The organism is Halorubrum tibetense (assembly GCF_055396225.1).
Genome location: NZ_AP043742.1, coordinates 1,633,128 through 1,650,447 on the forward strand (window position 1 = coordinate 1,633,128; position 17,320 = coordinate 1,650,447).

Here is a 17,320-nt window from a genome sequence, read left to right on the forward strand (position 1 = left end):
ATGACAGGAAACGATCCATTCGCCAACGCGCTCGCAGGCGTCGATAACGCCGAGAGCGTCGGCCACCTGTCGTACACGGTAGAGCCCGCTTCGAACATCATCGGCTCCGTCCTCGAGGTCCTCTACGACCGCGGGTACGTCGACGGCTTCGAGTACGTCGACGACGGGAAAGCCGGGAAGTTCGAGGTCGAACTGAAAGGCGCGATCAACGAATGTGGTGCCGTCAAGCCCCGCTACTCGGCGGGTGCGGACGAGTTCGAGAAATGGGAGAAGCGATACCTCCCCGCCCGTGACTACGGGACGCTCATCGTCACGACGAGCCACGGCGTCATGAGTCACTACGAGGCCCGCGAAGAGGGCATCGGTGGCCAAGTGATCGCATACGTATACTAACAATGAACAGAGTCGAAATCGAGATCCCGGACGACGTCTCCGCCGAGATCGACCACCTCGAGCTCACGGTCGAGGGTCCCAATGGAAGCGTCACGCGACGCCTCTGGTACCCCGACATCGACGTGTCGGTCGAGGACGGCGCGGTCGTGATCGCCTCGGAGAACGAGGACGCGAAGACGAACGCCACGGTCGGCACCTTCGAGAGCCACGTCTCCAACATGATCCACGGCGTGACCGACGGATGGGAGTACAAGATGGAAGTCTTCTACGCCCACTTCCCGATGCAGGTCAACGTGGAGGGCGACGAGGTCGTCATCGAGAACTTCCTCGGTGAGCGGGCCGCACGGCGCGCCCCGATCCGCGGGGATACGGACGTACAGGTAGACGGCGAGACGGTTACGCTGTCGGGCTCCGACAAGGAGGCCGTCGGGCAGACCGCCGCCGACATCGAACAGCTGACGAAGGTGACCGACAAGGACACGCGTGTCTTCCAAGACGGCGTGTACATCGTCGAGAAGCCTACTGGAGGTGCCTAACATGGCAGACGAGCTCGAAGACATCAGCGGTGTCGGTCCCTCGAAGGCGGACGCCCTTCGTGCGGCCGGCTACGAGACGGTCGAGGACGTGAAGGCCGCCTCCCAGTCGGAGCTCTCCGAGGTCGACGGCGTCGGGAACGCGCTCGCCGCGCGTATCAAAGCCGACGTCGGTGGCTTGGAGGTCGACGAGGAGGCGGACGCGGAGATCGAAGACGAGACCGAGGAGGAGGACGAGGCCGCCGACGAGGAGGCCGACGCCGACGAGACGGTCGAGACGGAGCTTCGTCCCCGTGGTCACGCCGACAAGACGCCGGAGCTGGACGACGATACCGCTCGCGCGCTCGCACAGAAGCACCGCGAGGGGAAACCCCAGTTCAACCGGCAGGACTACCACAAAAAGAAGCGCATCCCGACCTCGTGGCGCAAGCCGCGCGGCGGGCTCTCGAAGCAGCGCCGCCGGATGAAAGGCAAAGGCGACGTCGTCGAGGCGGGGTTCCGCTCGCCGACCGCGTCGCGCGACCTGCATCCGAGCGGCTTCGAGGAGGTCCGTGTTCACAACACGGACGACCTCGAGGGCGTCGACGGCGACACGCAGGCGGTACGGATCGCCTCGAAGGTCGGCGGCCGGAAACGCGAACTGATCGAGGACGAGGCGGAGGAGCGCGAGATCCGCGTTCTCAATCCGACCTACGTCGAAGTGGAGGTCGACGATGAGTGACCTGAAAGCACAGAAACGGCTTGCAGCGGACGAGCTGGACGTCGGCAAGGGCCGCGTCTGGCTCGACCCCGAGGCACAGGAGGCGATCGCCGACGCGATCACTCGCGAGGACATCCGCGAGCTCATCGACCAGGGGACGATCCGCGCGAAGGACGCGAAGACGAACTCCCGCGGTCGGGCCCGAGAGCGCGCCGAGAAGCGCTCGTACGGTCATCAGTCCGGCGCCGGCACCCGGAAAGGGAAAGCCGGTGCGCGACAGAACACGAAAGACGACTGGAAGGCGCGGATCCGCGCACAGCGTGCGCGCCTCAAGGAGCTCCGCGACGAGGCGGACATGCTCGACGCCAGCGAATACCGCACGCTCTACAACAAAGCGAGCGGTGGCGAGTTCGAGGACGTCGCCCGTCTGGAGGCGTTCATCGAGACGCAGTACGGTTACGAGGTGAGAGAATAATGGCGACAGGACCACGATACAAGGTGCCGATGCGGCGCCGCCGCGAGGTCCGGACGGATTACCACCAGAGGTTGCGCCTGCTGAAATCGGGCAAGCCTCGCCTGGTCGCTCGGGTGAGCAACGCTCACGTCAGGGCGCAGCTGGTTACCCCCGGATCCGACGGCGATGAGACCCACGCGACAGCCACGAGCGAGGACCTCGCGGAGTACGGCTGGGACGCCCCGACGGGCAATCTCCCCAGCGCGTACCTCACGGGATACCTCGCCGGCGCTCGCGCCGTCGACGCCGGCCTCGAAGAGGCCGTACTCGACATCGGGCTCAACACGGCGACGCCCGGCAACAAGACGTTCGCAGTACAGGAAGGAGCGATCGACGCGGGCCTCGAGATCCCCCACAACGACGACGTGCTGGCCGACTGGTCGCGCACGCGTGGCGAGCATATCGCCGCGTACGCCGAGCAGCTCGACGAGCCGCTGTACAGTGGGGAGTTCGACGCCAGCGAGTTACCCGAGCACTTCGACGACGTGCTCGACGAGCTACAGGAGACCCATGAGTAGACACGACGACGGCTGGGAGCCGCGAACGCGTCTCGGCCGCAAGGTACAGGACGGGGACATCACGTCCATGGAACAGGCACTCGACTCCGGGCTCCCGCTGAAGGAGGCCGAGATCGTCGACCAGCTCCTCCCGGGGCTCGAAGACGAAGTGCTGGACATCAACATGGTCCAGCGAATGACCGACTCCGGTCGGCGCGTGAAGTTCCGGTGTGTCGTGGCGGTGGGGAACCGCGACGGCTACCTCGGCTACGCGCAGGCGCGTGACGATCAGGTCGGCGGCGCGATCCAGAAGGCGATCGACGTCGCGAAACTGAACGTAATCAAGGTCGACCGTGGCTCGGGGTCGTGGGAGGACCAACCCGGCGGAACGAACTCGCTCACCCGGAAAGCAGAGGGGAAGGCGGGCTCCGTCACCGTCGAGATCAAGCCCGCCCCGCAGGGGCTCGGGCTGGCGGCCGCCGAGACGGTCAAGAACATCCTCGAGCTCGCCGGCGTCGAGGACGCGTGGACGAGCTCTGACGGCAACACCCGTACGACGGTGAACCTCGCGAAAGCGACGTTCAACGCCTTGGAGAACGCAGCGCAGTCCCGAACGCCGCAGCACGCTCGACAGGTCCACTACGACGAGGTGAGCGAGTGATGCAGGCGATAGTCCAGCTCCGCGGTGAGGTCAACGTCGAACAGGGCGTCGAGGACACGCTCGACATGCTGAACGTCGGGCGCGTCAACCACGCCACGTTCGTTCCGGAGACCGACTCCTATCGCGGCATGATCACGAAGGTGAACGACCTCGTCGCGTTCGGCGAACCGAGCGTCGAAGCGGTCGCGGCCACCATCGAACGGCGCGGCGAACCGCTCGAGGGCGACGCCGATATCGACGACGAGTGGATCGCGGACAACACGGAGTACGACGACGTCGAGGCGCTGGCCGCGGCGGTCGTCGGCGAGGAGACGACGCTGCGCGAGCAGGGTCTCTCCCCGACGCTTCGACTGCACGCGCCGCGTGGCGGCCATGACGGGATCAAACACCCCGTCATCGAGGGCGGCGAGCTCGGCCGACACTCGACCGAAGAGATCGATTCGCTCTTGGAGGCGATGCGATGACAGACAAGAAACGCAGACAGCGAGGCTCTCGGACACACGGCGGCGGCACGCACAAGAACCGGCGCGGTGCCGGTCACCGCGGCGGTCGCGGTGCTGCGGGCCGCTCGAAACACGAGTTCCACAACTACGGACCCCTCGGCAAGCACGGGTTCAAGCGGCCGGAGGACGCGCAGACTGACGTCCTCGAGGTCAAAGCCCAGAAGCTCGACGAAGACGCGGCGCTGTACGTCGCGGACGGCCTCGCCGAGGAGGACGGCGACGCGTACGTTATCGACGCACGCGACGTCGTTGACGACGGGCACGACGCCGACGTCGTGAAGGTTCTCGGTGGCGGGCAGGTCCGAAACGAGCTCCATGTGACGGCCGACGCGTTCACGGCCGGCGCAGTCGAGGGTATCGAGTCCGCCGGCGGCGACGCGGTCCTTTCCGATCGCGCCGAACCCGCCGACGACGAACCGGAAAACACTTCGGACGAGAATAATAACGAGGCGTAAGTTATGAGCTGGAAGGAAGTCGCCGAACCGGTACTCACCCGGATGCCCGTCGTGGATCGCCCGGCGGGTCACGTCCCGTTCAAGCGAAAGCTGGCGTGGACGGCCGGGATCCTGATCGTTTATTTCTTCCTGACAAACATCAACCCCTTCGGGCTTGTCGCCGGACAGGGGACCGACTTCTTCGGGCAGTTCCGGTCGGTGCTCGCCGGTGAGCACGGCTCGCTGCTCCAGGTCGGTATCGGTCCGATCGTCACGGCGTCCATCGTCCTCCAGCTCCTAGGTGGGGCGAACCTACTCGGGTTGGACACCAACGATCCACGCGATCAGGTGCTGTACCAGGGGCTCCAGAAGCTCCTCGTGATCATCGTCACGGCGTTGACCGCCGCTCCGATGGTGTTCACTGGCGAGTTCCTTCCAGCCGACCCCGCGGTCGGTGAGGCGCTCGGGATCGGTGGGTTCGGCGTCGAGCTGCTGATATTCACACAAGTGTTCATCGGAGGCGTCCTCATCCTGTTCATGGACGAGATCGTGAGCAAGTGGGGCGTCGGATCCGGCGTGGGGCTGTTCATTATCGCCGCGGTGAGCCAGCAGATCATCGGCGGGTTCTTCAGCTTCTCCGCGCTCGGCACTTCCGGGTTCTTCGCCAGCTGGTACGGGATCATCATCGGTGAGATCGCGCTCGGCTCGCCGTTCACGGCCGAGGGGCTCCAGAACCTGCTGTTCGACCCGGGGAACGTCCTCGCGCTGTTCACCACGGTGTTCATCTTCGGGATCGTCGTGTATGCGGAGTCGGTCCGCGTCGAGATCCCGCTGTCACACGCCCGCGTGAAAGGCGCTCGTGGCCGCTTCCCGGTGAAACTCATCTACGCCTCTGTCCTGCCGATGATCCTCGTTCGCGCGCTGCAGGCGAACATCCAGTTCATCGGGCAGATCCTCTCCTCGCAGTGGGCGGGGATGCCGGAGTGGCTCGGCGTGTACGGTGACCAGGGCGAACCGGTCTCCGGGGTGTTCTACTACCTGAACCCGATCCAGCGTCGTGAGGAATGGATGTGGTTCCTTGGAGAGATCCCGGCGACCGTTGAGCCGTGGATGATCACCGTTCGAATAATTATCGACCTGACGTTCATGGTGATCGGCGGTGCGATCTTCGCGATCTTCTGGGTCGAGACGACCGGGATGGGGCCGGAGGCGACCGCAAAACAGATCCAGAACTCGGGGATGCAAATCCCCGGCTTCCGCCGGAACCCGCAGGTCGTCGAGAAGGTCATGGAGCGGTACATCCCGCAGGTGACGGTCATCGGCGGCGCGCTCGTTGGGCTGCTCGCCGTCATGGCGAACCTGCTCGGCACGATCGGGCAGGTCTCCGGAACGGGCCTACTGCTGGCGGTCTCCATCACCTACAAGCTGTACGAAGAGATCGCCGAAGAGCAGCTGATGGAAATGCATCCGATGATGCGCCAGATGTTCGGCAACGAGTAAGAACAGTTCTAGAACGTAACCGCGCGTTCTGGGCGTTCTTACGCAGCTTTATCAAAAGCCGCGTAGCCGGTTCTGCGACTCGCTTGATTCCAAGCGTCAGCTATCGTGCCTCTCTCGCCTTCATAGCGTTTGATAGCGCCCTTACGCTTGGTCCGTAATATCACCGAGCCCGAACAGTTGTACGTTATCGCGCTCGGATACAGCTTCTAGGACGGACTGTGTTGCACCATTCCGGGGGAATAAGGCGTACTTGATGTTTCTCTCACCGACGTCCGGCATCCAGCGTATCTCCACCGCGTGGTCTTCGAGAGAAGCGAGGGCCCCGTAGTCAAGCGGTGCGTTCGTGAACTTGCATTCCCTCACGACCATCGTCCCGTCCGAGATCGACGCCATCGAGATAGTACGGAACGCCACCGAAGATTCCCCACGTGAAGATTCGTTCTTCGGGCGAATATCCGTCCGGAACGAACTCCTGTGCAGCGGCGAAATCGAGGGGTCGGCGGTCGGGTCGTTCCGTGAATCGGCCGTACAGTGGACTGTTCCCGAGCAGCGTCGCTTCCTCCATCATGCTGATCGACGACCCGACCAAGAGAGGCGTCCCCGAGGTGTTCTGGAGTCGCCGGTCCCACAGTCGCTGAATGACCGAGAGGAGGCTTTCGTCGGCATCGATTCGGTATGGGAACTCGTCGAGAACCACGACTCCGTCCTGATCCCCCAGATATCCGAGCAACGCTTCCCAGTTCCCTTTGATCTACGTGATGTCCGGAACGTTTTCGGAGGCGACATCGACGAACTCGTCGAGCTGTATTTGGGAGGTAGTCTCTGTGGCCTGATAGACGACTGCGTCGTCACGGTCGGAGAGCGAGTGTCGGACGAGCTGTGTCTTTCCGAGGCGTCGCCGACCGAAACCCACGACCAGTTCTGGATCGTCGGAGTCGTAGCATCCGCGTAACCGAGAGAGTTCGGCTTCCCGATTCACGAAGCGGTCCATACACCCACTCCACTGTGACAGAGAATAACACTTCCAAATAGCCTATTTCAAAATAGGCTAATTTGAAATTGTCTACTGAAGTTTACCGCATCTCTTGATTTGAGCTGGTCAGGCGATAACGCATCTGCCGGGCTAACTTACACTGTCGTGAGCGAACGCGTCATCGACCGGTACGCTGATTGTTCGGTCACCCTACTCGTCACTCGTGCTCGATCTAGGCGTCCTCGTGCTCGCGGCGGTCATACTCGTCGCCACGCTCGCCGGCATTGCCGCCGTCGGCTGGCTGTGTGTCGGACCGGACCGGCTTCGTGCGGCACGCAGACGGCCCGGATGGTTCGCCGAGCGGCTGCGTGCGGTCGTCCCGTACGTCGGGGCGCTCGCGCTCGTGTTGGTCGTGAACAAGGGCCTCCAAGGCGTCATCGAACGGTTCTCTCACGCGTACGGCGTCGAGGCGACGGCAACGCTCCACGCGATCGAGGGTGACATCGTCGTTTCGTTCCAGAGCCTGCTCCCGACGCCGGCGACGGTCTACTTCGCGGCCGTCTACGTGGTTGGCTACGCGGTGTTGTTGGTCGCGCCCCTGCTCGTCTATCTGTTCGCCGAGCGGGCCCAACCGATGAAGCGGCTCGTCGCGGCGTACGCGGTCAACTACGCGGTCGCGGTGGGCTGTTATGCAGCCGTCGTCGCCTACGGTCCGCGCAACGCCGCCCGGGCGAGCGACGGGACGAGCGCGGACGCGCCGCTTCTGGAGTTCGTTCCGGACATCACGTCGATAACGGCGCTCGTGAACACGAACACGAACGTCTTCCCCTCGTTACACGCCGCGCTCTCCGTTACCGTTCTGCTGGTCGCTGCGACGACTCGAACCGAGTTCGAACGGTGGTTCGCGGTCGCGGCCGTCCTCGGGTCGTCGGTCGTCGTCTCCACGATGGCGTTGGGGATCCACTGGGTGACGGACGTGGTCGCCGGGATCGTGCTCGCGGTCGTCGCGGTCGCGATATCGGGACGGATCGTCGCTGAGTAATCGAACCGTCCGATCCCCTCACCCGCTGCTGGGAGTCTGTCGCCGCCGTACGAGAGATCGTATCTCTGACGGATGCTCCCGGCCGCACACGTGTCCGGCGTGTACGGTGAGGGCCCGGACGACACGGTCCGAGTCCACGCTGCCGCGGGCGACACCCTCGTTGCCGACGGCGAGATCCCGCCGCCGGATGTCCTGAAGACCGACACTGAGGGTACCGAGGCGGCGGTTCTCCGTGGTCTGGAAGCAACGATCCGGGAACACCGGCCGCGGGTCATCTACTGCGAGGTGCATACGGACACAGCGGCCGTCAAAGAGCTCCTCTGCGGCTTGGGGTACGCGCACGAACCGCTCCGGTCGGCACCACCTATCCTCCGGGCGGTTCCCCGAACGTGATCGCGTCCCCGATTTCGGAGTAGCGGCCCGCAATTCGAGCTCACTTGAGGCCGGAATCGAATCCTTCGGGCCCGATCTGTCCGACGATCCCCGAGTCGGACACCCGCTCCCTGAGCGAGCGGTAGTTCTCTCGGCGTAGCTCCTCGGGTGAGGCGTCGGCACCGATGAGTTCGGCCAGCGTCCGGCCGAACTGTTCGCTTGCGAGGAAGTCGGTGACGTTGACGTAGGTCGCGCCGGCGTCGACGAGCTCGATTGCGGTCTCCGTGTCGTCCGCACGCAGGATCACGTCCGCGTCGGTCTCCCACGAGAGGAGTCGGTCCGAGACTGGGCGGTCGGGAGCGGTCGACACGACGAGGTCGGCCCGATCGGGTGCGACGAGCGCCTTGACGTCGTCGTTCATCGCATCGCCGAACACGCAGGTCTCATGGAACTCCCGGGCGAGCTCGAACCGATCCGGGTCGCTCTCGACGACGACGACGGGCTTGTCGAGTTGCCGACAGATGGAGACGATACTGCTGCCGAGCTTTCCGTAGCCGACGACCACGACGTGGTCCTCCAGCGGCTGATCGGGAATCGAACTTCGAGCGCGCGTGCGTTCCCGTGCCGACCCAAACGTTCCGATTCGGTCGAGCACCCGATAGAACCGGTCCTCGTAAGTGTACGTGACTGACGACGTCACCATCGTCGCCGCCGCCGCGAGGATGATGGCGTCGAACAGCGATTGGGGGATCGCCCCGACCAACAGGCCGCTGATGGCGAGTATCAGCGCGAACTCGCTGATCTGATCCAGACTGAAGCTGGTGAGGGCGGCCGTCCGCGGGTCGTATCCCTGATAGATCAGTGCCCAGGCGGTGACGAGCGGTTTGACGATAACGATCCCGACGACGAGGGTCCCCGCCATCGCGAGGACGGTGACCGTGGGCGCAACCACGAGGCTACCGAGCGTGACGAAAAAGATGGCAGTGAAGAAGTTCTCGATGGATTCGAGCGCGGACAACAGCGCCAGGTTGTGTTCGAACTCCTGAGTGATCGAGATCCCGGCGGCGAAGGCACCGACGACGATCGACACGCCGAGCAGTTCGGCGAGCGCGAGGAAGCCGATGAGGATCCCGATCCCGGTGAGCATGATCAGCTCGTCCGAGTCACCGGAGAGCCGTACGAAGAGCCCGAAGAGGTAGACTCGGATGAGGATCGCACCGGCGAGCAGCAACACGCCGTATCCGAGCTGGAGAGCGACTCCATCGAGGGTGAACGTCGCGGTTCCGAGGATCAGGATGATACCGACGGCGAACAGGTCCTGGACGAAGTGGATCGATTCGGTGAGCCGTCCGTGGATCAGGTTGAGTCGGATCTCCCCTTCCGCGAGCTCGCGGCCGACGAGCGAGGAGCTCAACGCGGCCGCCACCGCGAAGTACGCTGCCGGGATCGGGTCGAGTCCGAACAGAAGCCCGATCCCGAACCCGATCCCGCCGACGACGAGCACTTGGACGGCCGCCACGTGTTCGCTGTCCCTGGCGACGGACCGGAACCGGCTCGGCTCGGCGCTCACGCCGAACGCGAAGACGAGGAACGCGATCCCCAGCTGGGCGAGTTCGAGCGTCGTTCCCGGGTCTATCAGATCGCCGACGCCGATCCCGAGTCCGACGAGGATATACAGCGGGACCGCCGGGATGGGGTAACGAGTCGCGACCAGTAGCGTCAGCGCCGCCGTCATGAAAACGATCGCCAGCGGCTCGACGAGCTCAGACATCGGTCTCACCGTCCGTCTCGAAGCGATCGGCCGCCGGGTCGCGCGGCCCACTCCCCTCGGCGGTCGAACGGAGCCGTTCGATGTCTTCCTCGACGGTATGCCGGAACGAGGAACGGTCCTCGATGTATCGAGTGAGATACTCTCGGATCCGGATCCCCGCGAGAACGGTCGGGATCGTCACGTAGTGCGCGCCCGCCTCATAGAGGTCAACGGCGGCGTCAACGCCGTCCGACTCGACGATGACGAGCGCGTCGTCCGCCGACTCGCGGATCGCGATCTCGTTGATCTCCGGCTGTACCGACGAAGACATGACCACGGACGCCCGTCCGATCCCTGCCTCCTTGCGGAGTTCGCCGTGCTTGAAGTCACCATAAATGACGTCGTACGGCGTGTCAGCGAACCGTTCGGACGTCTCCGGGTTTCGATCGACGATGACTACATCACCGACCGCCTCGTGGAGCAATGGTAACGTCGGTTCGGTGACGTCGTCGACGCCGATCACCACGGCGTGCTGGCGATAGGATCGCACGTCGACGTCCCGCTTCTCGTCGCTCTCGAAGCGGTCCCATATCGGCTTCGTGACGTCGTACAGCTGGTGGTTGTACTTGATCAGGTACGTCGAAAGGCTCATCGTCATGATCGCCATCAGACTCAGATACCCCAACACCGGCTCGTCGATGAACTCCTGTCGGACGGCCAACGCGCCGACGACGAGCGAGAACTCGCTGACTTGGACCATGTTGAGGCTTCCGAGGAACGAGGTCTCCGGGGTGAAATCCTCGCGGTCGATGAGGTAGAACATGATGAGGAAGTTACCGATCATCAGCACGGCCGAGGCGATCACCGCCTCCCGCCAGAACGCGAAGAGGTCGTCCGCGGCGATGCGGAGCCCGATACTCGAGAAGAACACGACCATGAACAGGTCCGTGAGCGGTCTGACCCGCTCCGTGAGCTCGGTCGTGTACTGCACCTGTGCGAGGCTCAACCCCGCGAGGAACGCCCCGACCTCGATGGAGAGGTCGAGCGCCATCGAACCGTAGATGAACAGGAACGCCCACGCGATCCCGACGATGAAAAACGCCTCCCGGTCGCCCGCAACGATCCTGAACAGCTCGGGCAGTACGTGCCGTGCGGCGAGATACGAGAAAACGCCGATTCCGGCCATCAACAGGAATATCTCGCCGATGTTGACCGCGATGGTCGCCGGGTCGTCGAACGATTCCGCGCCGAGGATCGCGAGCAGGACGACGAGATAGATGTCCTGAAGGATCAACACGCCGACGTCGATCTTCCCCGGGAGCGAGGTGAGCTCGTCTTTATCGGCGAGTACCTTGACGATGATCGGCGTCGCCCCGAAGACGGTCGCGAGCGCGATGATCGTCGTCTGCACGAGGGTGAACCCTAGCGCGTACGCGACCACGAACGCCAAGGCCGTCTGAAGCACCGTCTGCCAGATCGCGATGTTGATCACCGGTCGGAGGATCTCCCGGATATCGTCGATCCGGAGCTTGAGACCGAGCAAGAACAGCAGGAACCCCAACCCCAGCTCCGCCATGAGCTCGACGAGTTCCCCTTCGGTGATCACGTCGAGGAACACCGGGCCGAGGACGATCCCCGTGAAGATGTATGCGACGATGGTCGGTTGTCCCGACAATCGGAACAGGTACCCCAGCGCCACCGCTGTCAACACGATCAGCGCGAAGTCGGTCGCGATCGTGACGCTTCCTCCGACCATTACTCACGGAGTGTTCGGTTCATCGGTGGGCGTGGGCTGATAGGTCGCATCGAGTCGACGAACGGGTCTCGGATATATGGGCCCGGTGATCGCGTTCGATCCGATCCGTCACGCGTCGGTTCCGGTCGCGATACGGCGCGTCACGTGTCGTGAAAGAGCTCGTCCAGCTCCTGGTGTGCGGCCTGATCGCCGATAACGACGAGATGGTCGTCGACCGCCAGCGTGAACGTCTCCGGTGGGTGAGCGGTTCGCTCACCGCTCCGGACGACTGCGAGGATCGCGGCTTCCCCGTCCGTCCCGGCGTCGATCTCGCCGACCGTCTTCCCGACTGCTGGCGCGTTCTGCCTGATCTGATACCATTTCGTGTGCTCGTCAGTCGGGGTGACCTCGCCGGTGCGGGCGGGGACTGGTTGATAGTACGCTCCCACGAGCAGCAGTCCGAGGGCCCGCGCCTGCGAATCGGACAGCTCGGCGACGATCTCGTAGTCCGCCGCAGGGTCCTCGCGATAGTACAACCCTCGTCTCCCGCTGTTGTGGATGACCGTCGCGATGCTCTCCTCCTGTGTCAGGTCGACCTCGTATCGGACGCCGACGCCGGGGAGTTCACGCTCCCGTATCTCGAGTGGCATACTGTGTGTCTCTCCGCGCTGGTTCGCCGTTCCACCCGGATCCTCCTTAGTGTTACATCGGTCTTCAAACCGCTAAGTTCGGACGGCGTCGGACCTCTGTAACGGGGGCTGGACGATGGAAACACCCGTTTCGGATCGTTAGGTTCCGAGAAACCCCTCGGTGCGTTGGAGCGATGGATGACCCACATCCCTAATGGCATGGTGCGAGTACGTGTGGACGACGGGACGTCAGGGAACGGGCCCGGCACACCGATCCGCGTGACGACCACCACCGATCATGAGCAACCAATGGGACCCCGGCGGGATATTCGAGGTACTGGCCAGCGAGGAGAGTCGACGGATCCTGGCGGCCGCCAGCGTGCGGTCGCTGTCGGCCAAGGAGTTCGAACGGATCTGTGACGCGTCACTGCCGACGATCTATCGACGGATCACCGTCCTCGTCGAGTACGACATGCTCTCCGAAGAGCAGGTCGTCGACACCGACGGGAACCACTCGAAGCAGTACGCGACCGACCTACAGGAAGTGAACGTACGGGTGGAAGACGGTGAGTTCACCGTCAACCTGGAGATCCGCAAGGATACGGTTGACAAGTTCGGCGAGCTGTTCCGCGACCTGGGTGAGGGCCACCGCCGGTCCGTCGGAACCGATCTCCCCGACCTGACCTCGGAATCACCGACGGAGGACTGAGATGGCGAACACCGCACTCTGGATGTTCATCGTGAGCAACCTCCTCGTGTTCACGCTGGGGAGCGTGCTCACGGTTCTCAGCTATCGCGCACAGAAACGCCTCGATCAAGACTCGCTCAAGTACACGACTCTCGGGTTCGGCCTCATCACGGCGAGTATCGTCGCGGAAGCCCTGTACGCGCCGGGGATCGGCGGCGGAGACTGGCTGGTGGCACGCCATCTCCTCGTCCTCTACACGATGGAGTCGCTGTTCATCGCCGCCGGGCTGGGCTGTATCGCGTACTCGCTTCTTTCGTACTGACGGAACCGGTTCGGGGCATACGTGGCGATCCGCCTGCGTTCCGGCCGGGCGGGCCGGAAGGTCAACTATCTTCACGGCGACCGTTCAACGCGACCGTATGTCAGGACCCAATCCAGGCCCGATCGAAAGCGACCTCGAGATCGCTCGAGGAGTCACGCTCCGCCCGATCGAGGCGGTCGCGGGCGACCTCGGACTGGACCCCACCGACATCGCCCCCCACGGTGAGGGCGTCGCCAAGCTGACCACGGAGGCGGTACGGTCGGCGACCGAAGGCGATGCGGACGGAACCGTCGTGCTCGTCACCGGGATGACGCCGACGCCGAAGGGCGAGGGAAAGACGGTTACGACGGTCGGACTCGGTCAAGCGCTCGCCGAGCTCGGCGAGCGACCGGCGATCGCGATCCGGGAGCCCTCGCTCGGTCCGGTGTTCGGGATCAAAGGTGGTGCGGCGGGCGGCGGCTACTCGCAGGTCCTTCCGATGGAGTCGATCAATCTCCACTTCACCGGCGACATCCACGCGGTCACGGCCGCACACGACTTCCTTGCGGCGGCGCTCGACAACCACGTCCACCACGGGAACGAGCTGGACGTCGATGTCCGGCGGGTAACGTGGCCGCGGGCGCTCGACGTGAACGACCGCGCGCTCCGCGAGACCGTCGTCGGGCTCGGCGGCCCGACCGGGAGCGTCCCCCGGGAAAACGAGTTCGTGATCACTGCCGCCTCCGAGCTGATGGCGGTTGTGGGGCTGGCTGCGGATCTCGAAGACCTGCAGGAGCGGATCGGGCGGATCGTGCTCGCGTATGACACCGATGGCGACCCGGTTACGCCTGCCGACCTCGGCGTGACCGGGGCGGTCACGGCGCTGCTCCGTGACGCCCTCCGGCCGAACCTCGTCCAGACGAACGAGGGCGTCCCGGCGTTCGTCCACGGCGGCCCGTTCGCCAACATCGCCCACGGGACCAACACGCTCGTCGCCGACCGGGTCGGGGCGTCGCTGGCGGATTTCCTCGTAACGGAGGCGGGGTTCGGCGCGGATCTCGGCGCGGAGAAGTTCGCCCACGTCCTCGCCCGACAGGGGATCGTTCCCGATGTCGGCGTCGTGGTCGCCTCCGTCCGGGCCGTCAAACGACATGGCTTGGAGATGTGGCCAACCGACTTCGACGCGCTTGACGACCCGGACCCGGAAGCGGTCCGCGTGGGTGCGGCCAACCTCCGACACCACGTCGGGATCGTCGAGTCGTTCGGGATCCCTGCTGTCGTCGCGATCAACGTGTTCCCGGACGACGACGAGGCCGACTTGGCCGCGCTCGAGGACGCGATCGCAGAGACGTCCGTCCCGGTCGCACGCTCCACCGTGTTCCAGGAGGGCGGGTCCGGCGGGACCGACCTCGCCCGTCACGTTCTGACTGCCGCGGAGGCGGACCGCGAGTTCGAACTGCTGTACGATCTCGACGCCCCGATCCGTGAGAAGATCATGACCGTCGCCCGGGAGGTGTACGGGGCGGACGGCGTCGAGTTCGTGGACGGGGCGGGCGACGATATCGACCGCGCCGCGGACCATGGGTACGACGACCTCCCCCTCTGTCTCTCGAAGACGCCGTACTCGCTCTCCGACGACGCCTCGGCGACGGGCGTGCCAACGGACTGGACGCTAACGGTTCGGGAAGTGACCCCGTCCGCCGGTGCCGGGTTCCTTGTCGTCAAGACTGCCGATGTAATGACGATGCCGGGGCTTCCGTCGGAGCCAGCCGCAGAGGACGTGACAGTCGACGCCGACGGGAACGTCACCGGCCTGTTTTGACGGACACCGGAAGTCGCCGGGCGAACGTCTGGAGTCGCCGGGCGAATGTCGGGGGGACGCCGGGCGAATGTCGGGGAGTCGCCGGGCGAATGTCGGGAGGCTTCGGACGGACATCGATCGAACGGATCTCACCCCTCGAACCGGAGCAGCCGGAGGCCGATCAAACTCACGAGGACGGTCGACCCCTCGTGGCCGACTACCGCGAGCGGGAGGGGAATGCCGGCAGTGAGGATCGCCACGATCATGATCGCGATCGCGCCGAAGGCGATCGCGAAGTTGACGTACAGTGTCTTTCGCGTTTCACGGCTGAGCGAGAACGCGTACGGGAGTTTCCCGAGGTCGTCGGACATGAGCACGATGTCCGCGGTTTCGAGTGCCACGTCGGTTCCCGCGCCGCCCATGCCGACGCTGATGTCCGCGGTCGCGAGCGCCGGCGCGTCGTTGACGCCGTCGCCGACCATCGCGACCGCCTCGTGACGGTCCTGTAACGCCTCGACGTGGTCGACCTTCTCCTCCGGTAGCAGCTCCGCGTGTACCTCGTCGATCCCGACCTCGTCCGCGATGTGTCGGGCCACGCGCTCGTTGTCGCCGGTGAGCATGACGACCGTTTCGACGCCCGCCTCGCGTAGCCGCGCTATCGTTTCGGCCGCGTTCTCGCGGATCGTGTCGGTGAACGCGAGCCAGCCGAGCAGGCGCAGGTCGCCGTCGTCGCTCCCGGATCCCGCCCCGTCGCCGCTCCCGGTTCCCTGCTCGCCGCTTGCCTCACGGACGACGAGCACGCTCGTTTTCCCGTCGGTCTCCAGCGACCGCAGCCGATCGATCCCCCGATCGAGACCGTCGATCGATCGGTCGGCCGTCACCGTCTCGAAGTACCGCACGTTACCGATGTGGATCGTGTCGCCGTCGACGTCGGCGTGGACGCCCTTGCCGACGACCGCCTCGAAGCCGCTGGCATCAGGGATCTCCAGTCCGCGGTCCACCGCGGCGTCGACCGTCGCCGCCGCGAGGTGGTGTTCCGACCGAGACTGCACCGCGGCGGCGAGCGCCAGCAGGTCGTCGTCGTTCATCGGTACTTCCGTTCCTGTCTCCCGATCCGCTCCCGTCCCCGCCGACCGATCCGTTCGCGCCGACACCGCGAGGTCGGGGCGAGCGATCGCGTCCGTCAGCCGCGTATTGCCCTCGGTCAGGGTTCCCGTCTTGTCGAACGCGACTGCGTCGACGTTCCCGGCCGTCTCGATGTGCTCGCCGCCCTTGAACAGGACTCCCTGTCGGCCGCCGGCGGCGATCGCGGACAACACCGCCGCCGGCGTGGAGATGATCACCGCACACGGGGAGGCGGCGACCATGAGCGTCATCGCGCGGTAGAACGTCGGGTCGAAGGCGTGATCGAGAACGACGAGCGGGATCGCGATCGCCACGGCCGTCATCGCGAGCACGCTCACCACGTACGGCTGCTCGAACCGGTCGATGAGCTGCTGGGTCGGTGCCCGCTTGGACTGTGCGCGCTCGACCATGTGGATGAGCCGGGCGATCGCGGAGTCGTCGGACTCGCGTGTCACCTCCACCTCGAGGCTCCCCGTCTCGTTAATCGTCCCGCCGAACACGTCGTCACCGGGCTCCTTGCTCACCGGAACGGACTCGCCGGTCAGCGAGGACTGGTCGACCGTGCTCTCGCCGTCGACGACGACGCCGTCCAGCGGGAGCCGATCCCCCGGCCGGACGACGAACACGTCGCCGATCTCGACCTCGTCGATCGGGACGATCCTCTCCTCGCCGTTCCGCAGCACCCGCGCGGACTCCGGGCGCATCTCTACGAGCGACGCTATCGCGCTCCGGGACCGCCCGATCGCGTACTCCTCTAACACGCCGGACAGCGAGAAGAGGAACAACAGCATCGCTCCCTCGAACGGTGCGCCGATGTACAGCGCGCCGGTCGCCGCGAGGATCATCAACAGGTCGATCTCGATCGCCGGCTCGCGGAGGGCCCGAACGCTCTCTTTGAGCCCGTACCAGCCGCCGAATGCGTACGCCACTGCGTAGCTGCCCCAGACGACCGTTTGGGACGCGCCGAACCAGCTCCCGAGGAGCCCGACGACCATCCCGCAGAAGGTGAGTGCGACGAACGCCCCCTGTCGTCGGAGGACCGAGCGGTCGGTCACGTCACCGCCGTCGTCGAGCGCCAAGCGGTCGTCCTCGACCGCCCGCTCGTCGTCGGAGACCATACTTCTCTCTGGCTCACCGTCCCCGATAACGTTCACGCCCGATCCCGGGCG

At 65.0% G+C, this 17,320-nt stretch carries 18 protein-coding genes and 1 pseudogene; 14 read left to right on the top strand and 5 right to left on the bottom strand.

Annotated elements, in window-relative coordinates; genetic code table 11:
* The 9 genes from ACZ5TV_RS08270 to secY are packed head-to-tail and all read left to right on the top strand — an operon-like array spanning position 1 to position 5,735.
* On the top strand, positions 1-393 hold the full coding sequence (locus ACZ5TV_RS08270; RefSeq protein WP_209483241.1) for a 30S ribosomal protein S8: 393 nt from the start codon (positions 1-3) through the stop codon (positions 391-393).
* Between the two features lie 2 nt (positions 394-395).
* Positions 396-929, top strand: coding sequence for a 50S ribosomal protein L6 (locus ACZ5TV_RS08275; protein ID WP_379778477.1), 534 nt, complete (start codon positions 396-398; stop codon positions 927-929).
* 1 nt (position 930) lies between these two features.
* On the top strand, positions 931-1,647 hold the full coding sequence (locus ACZ5TV_RS08280; RefSeq protein ID WP_379778479.1) for a 50S ribosomal protein L32e: 717 nt from the start codon (positions 931-933) through the stop codon (positions 1,645-1,647).
* Positions 1,640-2,101, top strand: coding sequence for a 50S ribosomal protein L19e (locus tag ACZ5TV_RS08285; RefSeq protein WP_379778481.1), 462 nt, complete (start codon positions 1,640-1,642; stop codon positions 2,099-2,101). Before ACZ5TV_RS08280 ends, ACZ5TV_RS08285 begins: the two co-directional genes overlap by 8 nt.
* Positions 2,101-2,658, top strand: coding sequence for a 50S ribosomal protein L18 (locus ACZ5TV_RS08290; RefSeq protein ID WP_379778483.1), 558 nt, complete (start codon positions 2,101-2,103; stop codon positions 2,656-2,658). Before ACZ5TV_RS08285 ends, ACZ5TV_RS08290 begins: the two co-directional genes overlap by 1 nt.
* Positions 2,651-3,298 (top strand): 30S ribosomal protein S5, encoded by a 648-nt coding sequence (locus ACZ5TV_RS08295; RefSeq protein WP_379778485.1) that lies wholly within the window; start codon positions 2,651-2,653, stop codon positions 3,296-3,298. The genes ACZ5TV_RS08290 and ACZ5TV_RS08295 overlap by 8 nt, the downstream gene beginning before the upstream one ends.
* Positions 3,298-3,762: a 50S ribosomal protein L30 gene (locus ACZ5TV_RS08300; protein ID WP_379778487.1), complete on the top strand. Its 465-nt coding sequence runs from the start codon at positions 3,298-3,300 to the stop codon at positions 3,760-3,762. Before ACZ5TV_RS08295 ends, ACZ5TV_RS08300 begins: the two co-directional genes overlap by 1 nt.
* The gene (locus ACZ5TV_RS08305) at positions 3,759-4,256 is read left to right on the top strand and encodes an uL15m family ribosomal protein (RefSeq protein WP_379778489.1); all 498 of its coding nucleotides are present in this window, start codon (positions 3,759-3,761) and stop codon (positions 4,254-4,256) included. The genes ACZ5TV_RS08300 and ACZ5TV_RS08305 overlap by 4 nt, the downstream gene beginning before the upstream one ends.
* Positions 4,257-4,259: 3 nt before the next feature.
* Positions 4,260-5,735, top strand: a complete 1,476-nt coding sequence (secY, locus tag ACZ5TV_RS08310) for a preprotein translocase subunit SecY (RefSeq protein WP_379778491.1) — start codon at positions 4,260-4,262, stop codon at positions 5,733-5,735.
* Positions 5,736-5,876: 141 nt separating this feature from the next.
* Here the strand turns inward: secY and ACZ5TV_RS08315 are convergent.
* Positions 5,877-6,726, bottom strand: a pseudogene (locus ACZ5TV_RS08315) (AAA family ATPase).
* A 205-nt stretch (positions 6,727-6,931) separates the two neighbouring features.
* Here ACZ5TV_RS08315 and ACZ5TV_RS08320 point away from each other — a divergent pair.
* Positions 6,932-7,750 carry a phosphatase PAP2 family protein gene (locus ACZ5TV_RS08320; RefSeq protein ID WP_379778493.1) on the top strand — a complete coding sequence of 273 codons (819 nt, stop codon included), beginning with the start codon at positions 6,932-6,934 and terminating at the stop codon, positions 7,748-7,750.
* 90 nt (positions 7,751-7,840) lie between these two features.
* Positions 7,841-8,143 carry an FkbM family methyltransferase gene (locus ACZ5TV_RS08325; RefSeq protein ID WP_379778495.1) on the top strand — a complete coding sequence of 101 codons (303 nt, stop codon included), beginning with the start codon at positions 7,841-7,843 and terminating at the stop codon, positions 8,141-8,143.
* A 40-nt stretch (positions 8,144-8,183) separates the two neighbouring features.
* Here ACZ5TV_RS08325 and ACZ5TV_RS08330 read toward each other — a convergent pair whose 3' ends face one another.
* The 3 genes from ACZ5TV_RS08330 to ACZ5TV_RS08340 form a co-directional block, all read right to left on the bottom strand.
* A complete protein-coding gene (locus ACZ5TV_RS08330) occupies positions 8,184-9,893 on the bottom strand; it encodes a cation:proton antiporter domain-containing protein (protein ID WP_379778497.1) in 1,710 nt (569 codons plus the stop codon).
* Positions 9,886-11,628: a cation:proton antiporter domain-containing protein gene (locus tag ACZ5TV_RS08335; protein WP_379778499.1), complete on the bottom strand. Its 1,743-nt coding sequence runs from the start codon at positions 11,626-11,628 to the stop codon at positions 9,886-9,888. The genes ACZ5TV_RS08330 and ACZ5TV_RS08335 overlap by 8 nt, the downstream gene beginning before the upstream one ends.
* A 140-nt stretch (positions 11,629-11,768) precedes the next feature.
* Complete coding sequence (locus ACZ5TV_RS08340; RefSeq protein ID WP_379778501.1) at positions 11,769-12,257, bottom strand: cation:proton antiporter regulatory subunit; 489 nt, start codon at positions 12,255-12,257, stop codon at positions 11,769-11,771.
* Positions 12,258-12,534: 277 nt separating this feature from the next.
* Here ACZ5TV_RS08340 and ACZ5TV_RS08345 point away from each other — a divergent pair, with 277 nt between their 5' ends.
* From ACZ5TV_RS08345 to ACZ5TV_RS08355, 3 genes are all read left to right on the top strand, one after another.
* A complete protein-coding gene (locus tag ACZ5TV_RS08345) occupies positions 12,535-12,945 on the top strand; it encodes an ArsR family transcriptional regulator (RefSeq protein ID WP_379778503.1) in 411 nt (136 codons plus the stop codon).
* Position 12,946: 1 nt separating this feature from the next.
* Entirely contained in the window at positions 12,947-13,246 is a 300-nt protein-coding gene (locus ACZ5TV_RS08350) for a DUF7521 family protein (RefSeq protein ID WP_379778505.1), read from the top strand.
* Positions 13,247-13,343: 97 nt separating this feature from the next.
* On the top strand, positions 13,344-15,047 hold the full coding sequence (locus ACZ5TV_RS08355) for a formate--tetrahydrofolate ligase (RefSeq protein ID WP_379778507.1): 1,704 nt from the start codon (positions 13,344-13,346) through the stop codon (positions 15,045-15,047).
* Positions 15,048-15,175: 128 nt separating this feature from the next.
* Here ACZ5TV_RS08355 and ACZ5TV_RS08360 read toward each other — a convergent pair whose 3' ends face one another.
* Entirely contained in the window at positions 15,176-17,269 is a 2,094-nt protein-coding gene (locus ACZ5TV_RS08360; RefSeq protein ID WP_379778509.1) for a heavy metal translocating P-type ATPase, read from the bottom strand.
* Positions 17,270-17,320: the final 51 nt, after the last annotated feature.

Bases quoted from the DNA above. Each gene is read 5' to 3' on its own strand.
- ACZ5TV_RS08270 (WP_209483241.1), top strand. From the start codon at position 1: ATGACAGGAAACGATCCATTCGCCAACGCGCTCGCAGGCGTCGATAAC.
- ACZ5TV_RS08275 (WP_379778477.1), top strand. From the start codon at position 396: ATGAACAGAGTCGAAATCGAGATCCCGGACGACGTCTCCGCCGAGATC.
- ACZ5TV_RS08280 (WP_379778479.1), top strand. From the start codon at position 931: ATGGCAGACGAGCTCGAAGACATCAGCGGTGTCGGTCCCTCGAAGGCG.
- ACZ5TV_RS08285 (WP_379778481.1), top strand. From the start codon at position 1,640: ATGAGTGACCTGAAAGCACAGAAACGGCTTGCAGCGGACGAGCTGGAC.
- ACZ5TV_RS08290 (WP_379778483.1), top strand. From the start codon at position 2,101: ATGGCGACAGGACCACGATACAAGGTGCCGATGCGGCGCCGCCGCGAG.
- ACZ5TV_RS08295 (WP_379778485.1), top strand. From the start codon at position 2,651: ATGAGTAGACACGACGACGGCTGGGAGCCGCGAACGCGTCTCGGCCGC.
- ACZ5TV_RS08300 (WP_379778487.1), top strand. From the start codon at position 3,298: ATGCAGGCGATAGTCCAGCTCCGCGGTGAGGTCAACGTCGAACAGGGC.
- ACZ5TV_RS08305 (WP_379778489.1), top strand. From the start codon at position 3,759: ATGACAGACAAGAAACGCAGACAGCGAGGCTCTCGGACACACGGCGGC.
- secY (WP_379778491.1), top strand. From the start codon at position 4,260: ATGAGCTGGAAGGAAGTCGCCGAACCGGTACTCACCCGGATGCCCGTC.
- ACZ5TV_RS08330 (WP_379778497.1), bottom strand. From the start codon at position 9,893: ATGTCTGAGCTCGTCGAGCCGCTGGCGATCGTTTTCATGACGGCGGCG.
- ACZ5TV_RS08335 (WP_379778499.1), bottom strand. From the start codon at position 11,628: ATGGTCGGAGGAAGCGTCACGATCGCGACCGACTTCGCGCTGATCGTG.
- ACZ5TV_RS08340 (WP_379778501.1), bottom strand. From the start codon at position 12,257: ATGCCACTCGAGATACGGGAGCGTGAACTCCCCGGCGTCGGCGTCCGA.
- ACZ5TV_RS08345 (WP_379778503.1), top strand. From the start codon at position 12,535: ATGAGCAACCAATGGGACCCCGGCGGGATATTCGAGGTACTGGCCAGC.
- ACZ5TV_RS08350 (WP_379778505.1), top strand. From the start codon at position 12,947: ATGGCGAACACCGCACTCTGGATGTTCATCGTGAGCAACCTCCTCGTG.
- ACZ5TV_RS08355 (WP_379778507.1), top strand. From the start codon at position 13,344: ATGTCAGGACCCAATCCAGGCCCGATCGAAAGCGACCTCGAGATCGCT.
- ACZ5TV_RS08360 (WP_379778509.1), bottom strand. From the start codon at position 17,269: ATGGTCTCCGACGACGAGCGGGCGGTCGAGGACGACCGCTTGGCGCTC.